This window comes from Mycolicibacterium sp. TUM20985, from assembly GCF_030295745.1.
In the GTDB taxonomy this organism is placed as follows: domain Bacteria; phylum Actinomycetota; class Actinomycetes; order Mycobacteriales; family Mycobacteriaceae; genus Mycobacterium.
Genome location: NZ_AP027291.1, coordinates 2,499,283 through 2,512,844, shown reverse-complemented (window position 1 = coordinate 2,512,844; position 13,562 = coordinate 2,499,283). Strand labels below are relative to the sequence as shown.

Here is a 13,562-nt window from a genome sequence, read left to right as displayed (position 1 = left end):
GTCAGTACTCCACGTCTTGTGAGCGCTTGCGGATGATCGTGACCTCGTCACGCTGGTTGCCGGTGGGGCCGAGGTAGTTGAAGGCGAAGGTCAGCTGCGCATAGCCACCGATGAGGTGCGAGGGCTTCACCAGCAGACGCGTCAGCGAGTTGTGGATGCCGCCCCGCTTGCCCGACGTCTCCGCGATCGGTACATCGATGAGCCGGTCTTGGGCGTGGTACATGTACACCGTCCCTTCGGGCATGCGGTGCGAGACGATGGCCCGCGCCACGACCACCCCGTTGCGATTGACCGCCTCGATCCAGTCGTTGTCCTTGATCCCGACCTTGACCGCGTCCCGGTCGCTCATCCAGATGTTCTGGCCGCCACGCGACAGCGACAGCATGAACAGGTTGTCCTGATACTCCGAATGGATCGACCACTTGTTGTGCGGGGTCAGGTACCGCACCGTCAGCCCCTCGACCTGTCCGCCCGAACCGTCGGAGACATTCCCGAGTACGGGCTCCGCGAACAGCGCCGCCATGTTGAGCGGTGGCCGGTATACCGGCAGCCCCTCACCGAGCTCGGCCATCCAGTCGTGGTCGAGGTAGAAGTGCATCCGCCCGGTCAGCGTGTGCCAAGGCTTCTTTCGCTCCACGTTGATGGTGAACGGCGAGTAGCGCCGTCCGCCGGTCTCGGAACCGGACCACTCTGGCGAGGTGATCACCGGGACGGGCGGGCCCTGGGTGTCGGCAAAGGTGATCTGCTTACCCTCGTGTTCCTCAGCCAGGTCGGCCAGCCGCACACCAGTGCGCTTCTCCAGGGTTTTGAAGCCCTGCGTGGCCAGGTGGCCGTTGGTCGTGCCGGACAGGGCGAGGATGGCCTCGCAGACATGCACGTCGCGCTTGAGTGAGGGCCGTCCGTCAGCGACGCCGCCGCGCACGGCACCGTTTTTGCCTCTGAGGTATTCGACCTGCTCGCTCAGCTCGAAGGTGACGCCCTTGGTGGTCGCGCCCAGGGTGTCGACCAACGGTCCGAGCGCGTTCATCTTCTCGGCGACCGCGCCGTAATCACGCTCGACCTCGACCAGCTTGGGCATCGTGACACCGGGAATCGGCTCGCACTCGCCTTTCTTCCAGTCGCGTACGACGCCGTGGGGGTTAGCCATCGCGTCGGGGGTGTCGTGCGTAAGTGGCACGGCCACAACATCTTTGCGCACACCCAAACGGGTAGCAGCGAGCTCGCTGAATTTCGCTGCGATCGTCTGCCACGCGTCCCAGTCGGTGCGGGTCTGCCAGGGCGGAGCGATCGCCGGGTTGAAGGAGTGCACGAACGGGTGCATATCGGTGGTGTTGAGGTCGTGCTTCTCGTACCAGGTCGCCGCCGGCAGGACAACGTCGGAGAAAATCGTGGTGCTGGTCTGACGGAAGTCGATCGTCATCAGCAGATCGAGTTTGCCCTCGTGTGCCTCGTCCCGCCACGTCACGTCGACCGGGCGCTTGCCCTCGGGGGTCTCGGTGGCCCGCACCGAAGAGTCCGTGCCGAGAAGATGCTTGAGGAAGTACTCGTTGCCCTTGCCCGACGAACCAAGCAAGTTCGCTCGCCAGATCGACAGGATGCGCGGGTAGTTCTGCGGCGCATCGGGGTCCTCGCCGGCGAAGTCCAGCTCACCTGACTTGAGCTGCTCGACGACGTACTCACCCACCGGCTTGCCCGCAGCGGCAGCGTCGTCGCTGAGGTCGAGCGGATTGCGGTCGAATGTGGGATACGAAGGCATCCAGCCCATGCGGGCGCTCTTGGCGATCACGTCGGCGGTGGACAAACCTGCCAGCTGTCCGGTGCCGGTGGTCGCGGACAGGGTGTCGGCGCCGAAGTGGTCGTAGCGGAATTGGTTGGTGTGCAGATACCAGAAGGCAGTCTGAATCATGTTGCGGGGCGGCCGGTTCCAGTCGAGCGCATTGGCGATCTGCGTGTAGCCCGTGATGGGGCGGACCTTCTCCTGTCCGACGTAATGTGCCCAGCCGCCACCGTTGACTCCCTGGCAACCGGTGAGGTTGGTCAGGGTGAGGAAGGCGCGGTAGATCGTGTCGGAGTGGAACCAATGGTTGGTTCCCGCTCCCATCACGATCATCGAACGGCCCCGCGACTCCTCGGCGTTCGCGGCGAATTCCCGCCCGATCCGGGCGGCGGTCGCGGACGGGACGCCGGTGATGAGTTCCTGCCACGCGGGTGTGTACGGCGACTCCGCGTCGTCGTACCCGCTGGCCCACTCTCCCGGCAGCCCGTCGCGACCGACACCGTACTGCGCGAGCAACAGGTCAAACACGGTGGTGACCAGATGCCCGTTGACCCGACGGACCGGGACCCCCCTCGGAAGGTCGACGGCCGCCCCATCGGGTGTGTCGAAGCGCGGCATCCGCACCGTGACGGTCTCGGCCGCGCCGTCGAGCAACGAGAGCAGCGGGTCCACGTCGCCGAGTTCAAGGTTCCACCGACCGACATCGGTGTCACCGAACCGGTGCCCGAGTGAGCCTTTCGGGACGACCGGTTCCCCAGTGCGCGAATCGATGAGGACGGTCTTGAAGGCGGCGTTCGCCTCAGCCGCGGCGGCCGGCGCCAGGTCGGCGGCCGTCAGGAACTTGCCCGATGTGTAGGTCCCGCCGCCGGCTTCGTCGAGCTTCACCAGGTACGGCAGGTCGGTGTAGGTCTTGACGTAGTCGGTGAAGTACGGGGTCTCTCGGTCGACGAAGAATTCCTTCAGCACGACGTGCCCCATGGCCATCGCCAGCGCGGCGTCGGTACCCGGTTTGGCGGGCAGCCACTCGTCGGCGAACTTCACGTTGTCGGCGTAATCGGGCGCGACCGCAACGACCTTCTGACCGCGGTAGCGGGCCTCGGTCATCCAGTGCGCGTCGGGGGTGCGCGTGACAGGGAGGTTGGAACCCCACATGATCAAATAGCCGGCATTCCACCAGTCCCCGGACTCCGGGACGTCGGTCTGGTCGCCGAAGACCTGCGGTGAAGCGACGGGCAGATCGGCATACCAGTCGTAGAAGCTCAGCATCGAGCCGCCGATCAGGTTCACGAACCGGGCGCCGGAGGCGTGCGACACCATCGACATGGCCGGGATGGGCGAAAACCCGGCGACCCGATCGGGGCCGTACTTCTGGATCGTGTGCACGTGTGCGGCAGCAACGATTTCCGCGGCCTCGTCCCAGGTGGCGCGGACGAGACCGCCCTTACCGCGGGCAGATTTGTAGGCCCTGGCACGTTGGGGGTTTTCGACGATGTGCGCCCATGCTTCGACTGGATCTCCGTCGTGCTGGTTCTTGGCCTCGCGGTACATCTGCAGGAGTACGCCGCGGACATAGGGGTAACGGACCCGGGTCGGCGAGTAGGTGTACCAGGAGAAGGCGGCGCCGCGGGGGCAGCCACGCGGCTCGTATTCCGGGGAGTCCGGGCCGACCGATGGGTAGTCGGTCTGCTGGGTCTCCCAGGTGATGATCCCGTCCTTGACGTAGACCTTCCACGAGCACGACCCGGTGCAGTTCACGCCGTGCGTCGAGCGGACCACCTTGTCGTGGCTCCAGCGGTCCCGGTAGAAATCGTCGGCCTGCCGTCCCCCCGCCTTGGTGAGGGTCCGGAGGTCGTCGGAGATCTTCGCCTTCGTGAAGTAGCGACGACTGCGCACCAGTGCGTCGCTGATAGCTCCGTCCATGCCCGGCTGCTGGGTCACGAGCTGGTCCTCTCGTCATCTATCTTGTGATGGCCGGATCGCCTGCTGCGATGAGCGTGCGGTGGCGCGGACGGCGGTGAGAGTGAATGCGAGTGCGAGTGCCGCAGTGACGGCGAGCATCCACAGCCCGATCGCGTAGGACTCAGTGCGTCCGTAGACATAGCCCATGATCAGCGGCGGCACGAAGCCCCCCAGTCCGCCGGCCGCGCCGACCAATCCCGTCACCCCACCGACCCGCGATGGCTCGGTGACCTTGGCGATCAGCGCGAAGGTAGCGCCGCTGCCGGACCCGAGGGCGGCGGCCATGGCCAAGAACGCGGCCGTGCCGATGCCACCTAACGGCGGACTGCCTGCTGAAATCGCGGCACCCGCAACCACGACGGCGTATCCGCTGGCGAGCACCGGGATCGCGCCGAACCGGTCAGAGAGCCACCCGCCGATCGGGCGCATGATCACCGCAACGATTACGAAGCCGGCCATCCGGTTGGCCGCGTCAGCGGCGGCCAAGCCGTGGGCGGTCTTCAGGTAGGCCGGTAGGTACACCGAGAACGCCACGTAGCCGCCGAAGGCCACCGCGTAGAGGATGCTCGCCTGCATGGTGATGGGGAGCCTGGCGTTGGCCAGGAGGCGGGACATCAGGGGTGTGGTCGGCGCGGTTCGGCCCGGCGCATCACGCAGCAGAAGCCAGGACACCACGGCATACACGGCGAGCACGACCGCCGTGATGAGGAAAGGGGCCTTCTCGCCCACATTCGAGTAGAGCTTGACCGTGGTGAGCGCGCTGATTGCGGTGCCCCCCATACCGGCACCGAATATTCCGATGGCGAGTCCGCGCCGCTCGGGCGGGAACCAGGCGTTCACGAACGGAACGCCGACAGCGAACGCGGTGCCACCGATACCGAGGAAGAACCCGCCAACCAGGATCAGGACGTAGGAGTCCAGGGCAAAGAACGCCAGGAACAGGATCGGCACGATCGTGGCCGCGGAGACGAGCGGAAACATCACCCGGCCACCCAGCTTGTCGGTCAGCGCACCGACCGGGATCCGACCCAGCGAGCCCACGACCACCGGCACTGCGACCATCAAGGCAACGTCGGACTCGCTCAGCGCGCCGAGCGTCCCCTGGTCGCGAAATAGCGGGCCCAAGGGGCTGAGCAGCGCCCATGCCCAGAAGTTGATGACGAACCCGGTCGTGGCCAGCGCCAGCATCAGCCACGGCGACCTCACCACGTCGGTGGTCTTCGCCTGGACCGTTCCTGCGGTCGTCATGACCCGGGTCTCCGATCGAGGCGCTCCATTACCAAGACGCCCGGTATGTGGGCTGGGAGCGTAAGAGGGTCGTGTCGAGCAACGCGGACCGGGCCGCGTCTCGGCGCTACGCCGTCGAGCGCTCCGAATTTGTAGGCGCCGCAACCGATACTGATCGGGTTCGGAATGGACATCAAGCTTGTAGAAGTCATCGAGGGACCCTAAGTTGACAGTGTCGTCGGGATGCGGGAACCACCGGTTCCGGGTGGTGATAGACGGCACCGGAAGCTCGATGACTGAGCGGCGGATGCGCTGGCTGAAGCTTGCCAGAGACGACCACACTAGGCAAGGCAATCCGCGTGGATACTGCACAGGTCGCCGACTCCACGACGACGCGGGACCGACCGTCACGGGCTGATCTGAACGAGCGCAGCCGGGGGTCCTCATCGCCGTGTCCGGGGGCGGCGCGCCGAGCGACCGGGGTGACCCGGCTCGGTCACCAATCACGTTGTCTGCCCCCAGTTCCTGGGGCACGTAGTGGGCCAGATCTTCCCTGAGCCGAGACCACCAATAGGCGCCATCGTCAGTTGCATGTACACAACGGAACCGCTCGTATACCAACGTCATGCACATGGCGTCGAATTGCACACCGGCACAGACGCTCCGATTGCTCAATTGCGTTGCAGATAACCAGCGCGCAGGGTGCGAGTCACCCTGAGGCGTGAGCCAACAGCTCGTCATCCTCGGTGACCAGCACGTGCACGCCCTCAACGTTATGCAGCCAATCATGGGCACGGAAACTCTCCCCAAACCCTGCTCGGACAAACGCCTCAGCGGGGTCCAAATCATGTTGTGTCAGTTCGCCGGGTTCGGCGATCACCGCATCCATCATCGAGCCAGAATGCCACGCCGACAACACGACTCCCGGGACGACGCGCGGTCCCGTACTGCCCACCGACCCACATTCGCAGTAAATGAACCTGTCCCAATCGCATCGACTCCGGCATTCCCGATCAAACGACTCCCAGATTCGCAGTGAAAGTCCGAATATCGACGACTGCTACGGCTAGTTGAGCAGCCAGTCGTTTGGGGCTGAACAGCTCGCAGTGCACCCGAGATGCGTCGACTCCGCTCAACTGGGCGCGCACCGCCTGGACAAAGCCATCGCCACCGCACAGGTACACCTCGGCGCCGTCGCTCAGCTCCAGTGCTGCCAACGTCAGGAACCCGTATCTGTGCTGGACCGTCCCGCAGGCACACCGTCCTTGTACCAGAGGTCGAGGGTGGCATTCGGCAGCGCCGCCACCAGTTCGCGCTGACGCTCGCGCAGCGGATGGCTGTGATCGTTGCGGTCGGCATGCAGCACCTGCACCTTCGTGTCGGGCGCCTCGGCCAGCAGTGAATCCAGAATGGACATCATCGGTGTGATGCCGATGCCGGCCGAGATGAGAACCGCCGGTGCACCGGCGGCCGGGACTGGTAGGTCCCCGAACGGGATCGTCACATCGAGAAGGTCGCCGACCCAGACGTTGGCTTGGATCCAATTGGAAACCTCTCCGGCGGGGTGGTCTCCGTCGGCGCCCACCGGTTTGACCACGAAGGTGAGTTCATTGTTTTCCGGTGCGTTCACCAGGCTGTACTGTCGCAGCTGACGGGCACCGTCGGGCATCGTCACGCCAACCGAAACATATTGGCCCGGAGCGTGATTTGCGACATCGCCGCGCACGCTCAACAGCACGGCGCCCGACGGGTCGTCCACCCGAGAGGTCACCCTCAGCTGGCGGATGACGTCGCCGTCGGCGACATCGGAGTCCGCGTACAGGCTGCGCTCCAGATCGATCAGGGCTTCAGCCATGAGCCAGTACACCTGGGTCCATGCCTTCGCCACGTCGGCGGTGACGGTGTCGGTGCCTAGCACTTCCACGATCCCGGCGAATAGGTGTTCGTGAGCAATTCGGTCGGGTGCGGCAGCGCCGGGTCCACCAAATGGGTGGCAAAGGTCGCGATCGACGCGGCAAGGGCGCGCTGCTGGGCACCTTGGGACTGATTGCCTCGGTTGAACAGATTGCGCAGCAACTCGGGATGGCTGTCGAACAGTCGCCGGTAGAAGGCCGTGGTGATCTCGTCGATATGTGCGCCGATCAACGGGAGCGTCGCCGTGACGACCTCGGCGTGCTGGGGGTCGAGTTCCTGACGAACGGCGACGGATTCGGTTGTGCTCATTGAATCTTCCTTTTGATGGAGAGTTTCAGAATGCCGGAAAGCCCTGCGCCACCAACCAAATCGTTGATCGTGTGTCGGTCGAGCTCGGCGTAGAAGGCCTCTTTGGCATCAGCCAGCGCCCGCCGTAACCGGCAGGCGGGAACCAGCGGACACGCATGCTGACCGATGCAGTCGATGACGTCGCGGTCACCTTCGAGCCGACGTACCAGCCAGCCCACGGAGGCCACCCGCCCCGCGTCGGTGAGGTGGAGACCGCCAACCCGGCCTCGGCGAGCGTGCACCATCTCCATCTCGACCAATCGCGACACCGCCTTGGCGATGTGGTTCTCTGAAGCCCCGGCGGCCACGACGATGCTGCGGGTGGTGACCCGCCGCTCGCCGGATTCCCCGGCTGCCAGCAGCATCATCGCCCGCAGACCCAGATCAGTGAATCGCATCAGCTGCACACCGGGAACGTTAGTTAATTGCGCCCAGATGCGACTTTTACCGCTGTGACGTTGAATACCCCGTGACGTGCGGTTTTTGTACCTGCGGTTAGCGAGCGTGACGGTACCGTCCTGGGCCGGCAGGCATGGCCAGCGCACCGGCCGCCGCCGCCTCCGGCAGCTGCCGTCGGGTCGCGGTTTCGCGGGAGGGACACGATGGCCCAGCAGATGCGCAACTGAATCATCTGATCCGTGACCGCGAGGCCAACCAGTGCGTCGCCGTCGACGCTGCCCATGGCGGGCGATCTGCTCGATGATCTCGACAGCGACGGTATGACGCTGCCCGGCGTACTGGCCACCCACCAACACCCCGACCGCAACGGCGGCTCAATGATGGGGATCGAACTCGAGGGCCTGACGGATCTGCGGGAGCGCGTCGACGCGCCCGTCCACGTCAACTCCCACCAGGCCGAGAAGTGCCACCCCGCAACGGTGTTCCGCGCGCGGACCTGACCGCCCGTGAGCACGGGGATGGGGTCGCCGTCTCCCCCTTCGCCCGTGTCGCGGTGCGAATATATATAGAGGATTATAATACGTTAAACAAAGTTGGGAGGTCGGGGCAAGCCAGAGAGGCCCACGCTGGCGCCTGAACCCTTGGCCTGGAAACACTTCGTCGGAGCCGGTGACCGCGTCGATATCCGGGTCGACGATGACGGCAACCGGGTGGTTGCGCCGGGCCCTGCCTCGCAAGCCGGTGTCGATGGTGCGCGGGCAGGCGTGGCGACGTGGCTGGGTGCGGTCGGCATGGCGGTGGCGGCGGCCGCTGCGGTGCGGTGGCGATTGGCCCGGCTGCACAGCAATGACTGGGAGCGTGAACTCAGAAGCTTGCAGATCAACGGCGACGGTCGGACCAATACACAACCGTGATCGGGTCGTTGGCAATGCGGCGTGTGCACGCAGCTCGACGATCGAAGACTTCACTGGCAACGACTCGGGTTCGACCACTATGACAGTCGCCCCTGACCACCCTCTCGAATTCGATTGCGGGCGTGGTCCTCCGGGGGTTCTCGACGGCATCTACGCCTCATGGGACGGCGGTCAGATCCATCCCAGGTGATGCAACTGCGGAGGCCGACGGTGCAGCTCACCACGTCGGGCGGATCATCACCCGACAGCCGGCTGAACGGTCCCTCCGACTGGGCAGTGGTCTTTACGCTACTCGTTTAGAGGGTTATAGTCCGCTAAAAGGTGGTGATGAGTGGTGAACGAAATCGTGACCGTCGGAATCTCGTTACTCCAATGGGTGGGCCTCGCCGACGCCCCGCCGTGCCCGGCTCTCACCGATCGCGGGTACGGGAGACGCCCGCTGGGCGCCCAGCCCGATTCGGCGTCGGTGAATGCCGTCTCCGTTGCCGGCGCCAGCCCGTCATGAGCACCGTCGCCGAGCTGACTCCCGTCCGGCCGTTCCCCGAGCGTCGCGGTCTCAAGGGGTCATTCGTGTACCGGGTGGCGACCACCACCGACCCCAAGCTGCTTGGCATGATGTACATGGTCACCTCGTTCGGATTCTTCATGGTCGGTGGGTTGATGGCCTTGTTGATGCGGACCGAGCTCGCCGCGCCGGGCTTGCAGTTCTTGTCCAATGAGCAGTACAACCAGCTGTTCACCATGCACGGCACGATCATGCTGCTGCTGTATGCAACCCCGGTCGTGTTCGGCTTCGCGAATTGCATTCTGCCGCTACAAATCGGTGCGCCCGATGTCGCGTTCCCCCGTCTCAATGCGCTCAGTTACTGGCTCTACCTGTTCGGGGCGCTGGTCACGGTGGGCGGTTTCCTCGCTCCCGGCGGCGCGGCCGACTTCGGCTGGACCGCTTACACGCCGCTTTCCGACGCCATTCACAGTCCCGGCGCCGGTGCCGATCTGTGGATCATGGGCCTCGCGATCGCCGGTCTGGGCACCATTCTGGGTGCGGTCAACATGATCACCACGGTGGTGTGCATGCGGGCACCGGGGATGACGATGTTTCGGATGCCGATCTTCACCTGGAACATACTCGTCACCAGCATCATGATCTTGGGAGCGTTCCCGCTGCTGACCGCCGCGCTGCTCGGGCTGGCCGCCGACCGCCACCTAGGCGCGCACATCTACGACCCGGCCAACGGCGGAGTGATCCTGTGGCAGCACCTGTTTTGGTTCTTCGGCCATCCCGAGGTCTACATCGTTGCGATCCCGTTCTTCGGCATCATCACTGAAATCATCCCGGTGTTCAGCCGTAAACCGGTCTTCGGCTACACCGCCATGGTCTTTGCGACCGTGAGCATCGCCGCCCTGTCCACGGCGGTGTGGGCGCACCACATGTTCGCCACGGGCGCGGTGTTGCTGCCGTTCTTCAGTTTCATGTCCTATCTGATCGCCATCCCGACCGGCATGAAGTTCTTCAACTGGATCGGCACCATGTGGCACGGCCAGTTGACATTTGAAACCCCGATGCTGTTTTCGGTTGGGTTCGTGGTCACCTTTCTGCTGGGCGGTTTGTCCGGGGTGATGCTGGCCAGCCCGCCGATCGACTTCCACGTCACCGACACCTACTTCCTCGTCGCGCACTTCCACTACGTGCTGTTCGGCACCATCGTCTTCGCCACCTACGCCGGCATCTACTTCTGGTTCCCGAAGATGACCGGCCGACTGCTCGACGAACGGCTCGGCAAGCTGCACTTCTGGCTGACGTTCATCGGATTCCACACCACGTTTCTCGTCCAGCACTGGCTGGGCAATGAGGGCATGCCGCGCCGCTATGCCGATTACCTTCCCGCCGATGGGTTCACCACGCTGAACGTCGTATCGACGGCCGGGGCGTTCGTCCTGGGCGTGTCGATGCTGCCGTTCGTGTGGAACGTCTTCAAGAGCTACCGCTACGGCGAGCCCGTCACCGTCGATGACCCGTGGGGTCACGGCAACTCCCTGGAGTGGGCAACAAGCTGTCCCCCGCCGCGGCACAACTTCACCGAACTGCCCCGCATCCGCTCCGAGCGGCCAGCCTTCGAACTGCACTACCCCCATATGAGTGACCGCATGCGCGCCGAATCCCACATCGGTCGCGGCGTAGCGATGCGCTCACCACCAAGGGAGTCGACGGGCACGGCACAGGACCAGCCGCCGAATGAATAGGGCGGTGCTACGTCCCGATCCTGCTAGAGGCCGAAAAGGCTTACAGCGCTGCAGTTTGGCTTACACCCGGCCGGCCGCGACGGCGCCTTGGCACGGTCTCGATAGCGAATGGTGGGCGCCGCGGGTGCAGGGTGAGCGGGAACCCGATGGGATCCGGCACTGTCCCGCACCGGTGTGCGCGTGATTCCGAAGACCCGTCAGTTGTGCCGGGCGCGCCGCGTCCGTCGGTTCATCGCTTCGTGGAGTGCGCGGCATGGCCGTAGCGGTTGCGCGATGCACCCGCCGGTACGCACCGTAACCGGTCCGGTAGCACATCATCGGCGATGAGCACCCACCCACAGTGAAGGACGCCTCATGCCAACTCAGCCATTCACCGCCACCATTCTCGGAGCTCCCCGAATCGGCCCGCACCGCGAACTCAAACGCGCGATCGAGGGGTACTGGGCGGGGCGAATCACCCGCGCCGATCTGGAATCGGTGGGCGCCGAGCTGCGCCGAGAAACCTGGGCCGCCCTGACGATGGCCGGGCTGGACTCGGTACCGGTCAACTCCTTCTCCCTTTACGACCAGATGCTCGACACCGCTGTCCTGTTGGGCGCATTGCCGCCCCGCGTCACCGGCATCGTCGATGATCTCGACCGCTATTTCGCCGCGGCGCGCGGCACCGAGGAAGTAGCGCCACTGGAGATGACGAAGTGGTTCGACACTAACTATCACTACATCGTTCCCGAGATCGCCCCGAGCACCACGTTCACGCTGAACCCGGGGAAAGTGCTCGCCGAGCTCGAAGAGGCTCGGCAGCAGGGTGTTACCGCTCGACCGGTGATCATCGGCCCCCTCACGTTTCTGTCGCTGAGCAAGTCCGTTGAGGGCGCGCCCGCCCCGATCGCGCGACTTGGTGAGCTGATTCCGCTCTACACCCAGCTGCTCGGACTGCTCGCCGGGGCCGGGGTGGCGTGGGTTCAGTTCGACGAGCCGGTGCTGGTGACCGACATCCTGGACCACGGTCCCGAGTTGGCCGAGCGCACCTACACCACGTTGGGAGCGCACGCGGACCGCCCGGCGATCTTCGTCGCCACCTACTTCGGTGGGCTCGACGCCGCGCTGCCCTCCCTGGCGCGCACACCGATCGAGGCGATTGGCGTCGACCTCGTCGCCGGCGGCGACCCGGCCGCTGCGGCGCTGCGGCAGCTGGCCGACAAGATCCTGGTGGCAGGAATCGTCGATGGACGCAATGTCTGGCGCACGGATCTCGAGACGGCGCTAGACCGGCTGGCCAGCCTCCGGGGCGCGGCCCGATCGGTGGCTGTGTCGACCTCCTGCTCGACACTGCACGTGCCCTACTCGCTGACCGCCGAGAACGACATCGACGACCGACTGCGCCAGTGGCTGTCGTTCAGTGCCGAGAAGGTCGCCGAGGTCGTCACCCTGGCGGCGGCTCTGCACGGAGGGCGGGACTCGGTCGCCACGGCAATCAAGGCGTCCAATGCGGCCATCTCCTCCCGCACCTCTGACCCTCGACTGCGCAACGCGCACATCAGGACACGCATCGACGGCATCGCCACCTCGGGAAGCCGACGTGGACCCGCCGACGTTCGCCGAGCGAGCCAGGCAGCCGGGCTGCATCTACCGTCGCTGCCGACCACCACGATCGGCTCGTACCCGCAGACCGCCACGATCCGCAAGGCGCGCGCTGCACTACGATCAGGCGAGATCGACGCAATCGAGTACACCCGCCTCATGCGTGCCGAAGTCGCCGAGGTGATCAGGTTGCAGGAAGAACTCGGCCTCGACGTGCTGGTGCACGGCGAGCCCGAACGCAACGACATGGTGCAGTACTTCGCCGAACAACTCAGCGGCTTCTGCGCCACCACCAACGGCTGGGTGCAGTCCTACGGCACGCGCTGCGTGCGCCCACCGATCCTCTACGGCGACGTGTCCCGGTCGCATGCGATGACCGTGGACTGGGCGACCTACGCACAATCACTCACCGACAAGCCTGTCAAAGGCATGCTGACCGGTCCGGTGACGATCCTGGCCTGGTCGTTCGTTCGCGACGACCAGCCGCTAGCCGACACCGCCAACCAGATCGCGCTCGCCATCCGCGACGAGACCGTGGACCTGCAGTCAGCGGGAATCACCATCATCCAGGTCGACGAGCCGGCGCTGCGCGAACTGCTACCGCTGCGCTCCAAGGGCAAGGCGGGATACCTCGCCTGGGCGGTCGCCGCGTTCCGACTCGCCACCTGCGGGGTCGCAGACTCCACACAGATCCACACCCACCTCTGTTACTCGGAGTTCGGTGAAGTCGTCGGCGCGATCGCCGACCTGGACGCCGACGTCACCTCCATCGAAGCCGCCCGATCCCACATGGAGGTCCTCGACGACCTCAATGCGATCGGCTTCGCAAACAGCGTGGGCCCGGGCGTCTACGACATCCACTCGCCACGAATCCCCACGACCGCCAAGATCGCTGAATCGCTGCGATCAGCACTGAAAGCCGTTCCGGCCGAGCGCCTGTGGGTCAACCCCGACTGCGGGCTCAAGACCCGCGGCAGCACCGAGGTGAACGCCTCGCTGCGCAACCTCGTCACGGCCGCAGCACGAGTACGGGCCGAGGGCTGAGGGAGCTGCCAGGTGGGCGGCGCGATCACGGCCGGGCGTGCTGGCGCACGGGCACTTTCCGTGACGTGAAGGTCGCTCGGGTCGCGCTGCCCCACTTGTCGCCGACGATCACACGGTTTTCGGCTTTCGCAGAGCGTCATCCCCAGGATCTGCAA

Annotated in this window: 9 protein-coding genes and 1 pseudogene; 5 read left to right on the top strand and 5 right to left on the bottom strand. The window is 65.3% G+C overall.

The genetic code is table 11. The features are described from left to right. Position 1: 1 nt before the first annotated feature. The 5 genes and pseudogenes from QUE68_RS12285 to QUE68_RS12265 all read right to left on the bottom strand — a co-directional run bounded on the left by QUE68_RS12285 (position 2) and on the right by QUE68_RS12265 (position 7,632). A complete protein-coding gene (locus QUE68_RS12285; RefSeq protein WP_284230892.1) occupies positions 2-3,697 on the bottom strand; it encodes a nitrate reductase subunit alpha in 3,696 nt (1,231 codons plus the stop codon). 33 nt (positions 3,698-3,730) lie between these two features. Further along, entirely contained in the window at positions 3,731-4,984 is a 1,254-nt protein-coding gene (locus tag QUE68_RS12280; protein ID WP_284226335.1) for an MFS transporter, read from the bottom strand. A 688-nt stretch (positions 4,985-5,672) separates the two neighbouring features. Beyond that, positions 5,673-5,855: a hypothetical protein gene (locus tag QUE68_RS12275; protein WP_284226334.1), complete on the bottom strand. Its 183-nt coding sequence runs from the start codon at positions 5,853-5,855 to the stop codon at positions 5,673-5,675. Between the two features lie 174 nt (positions 5,856-6,029). Continuing rightward, a pseudogene (locus QUE68_RS12270) lies at positions 6,030-7,186 on the bottom strand (NO-inducible flavohemoprotein). Then, entirely contained in the window at positions 7,183-7,632 is a 450-nt protein-coding gene (locus QUE68_RS12265) for an Rrf2 family transcriptional regulator (protein WP_284230890.1), read from the bottom strand. The pseudogene QUE68_RS12270 and the gene QUE68_RS12265 overlap by 4 nt, the downstream one beginning before the upstream one ends. Positions 7,633-7,863: 231 nt before the next feature. Here QUE68_RS12265 and QUE68_RS12260 point away from each other — a divergent pair, with 231 nt between their 5' ends. The 5 genes from QUE68_RS12260 to metE all read left to right on the top strand — a co-directional run bounded on the left by QUE68_RS12260 (position 7,864) and on the right by metE (position 13,407). Further along, a complete protein-coding gene (locus QUE68_RS12260; protein ID WP_284226332.1) occupies positions 7,864-8,124 on the top strand; it encodes an MBL fold metallo-hydrolase in 261 nt (86 codons plus the stop codon). 141 nt (positions 8,125-8,265) lie between these two features. After that, on the top strand, positions 8,266-8,538 hold the full coding sequence (locus QUE68_RS12255; RefSeq protein WP_284234035.1) for a hypothetical protein: 273 nt from the start codon (positions 8,266-8,268) through the stop codon (positions 8,536-8,538). A gap of 331 nt (positions 8,539-8,869) precedes the next feature. After that, on the top strand, positions 8,870-9,043 hold the full coding sequence (locus QUE68_RS12250) for a hypothetical protein (protein WP_284226329.1): 174 nt from the start codon (positions 8,870-8,872) through the stop codon (positions 9,041-9,043). After that, entirely contained in the window at positions 9,040-10,782 is a 1,743-nt protein-coding gene (ctaD, locus tag QUE68_RS12245; RefSeq protein ID WP_286275661.1) for an aa3-type cytochrome oxidase subunit I, read from the top strand. Before QUE68_RS12250 ends, ctaD begins: the two co-directional genes overlap by 4 nt. Before the next feature lie 354 nt (positions 10,783-11,136). Then, the gene (metE, locus tag QUE68_RS12240; protein WP_286275660.1) at positions 11,137-13,407 is read left to right on the top strand and encodes a 5-methyltetrahydropteroyltriglutamate--homocysteine S-methyltransferase; all 2,271 of its coding nucleotides are present in this window, start codon (positions 11,137-11,139) and stop codon (positions 13,405-13,407) included. Positions 13,408-13,562: the final 155 nt, after the last annotated feature.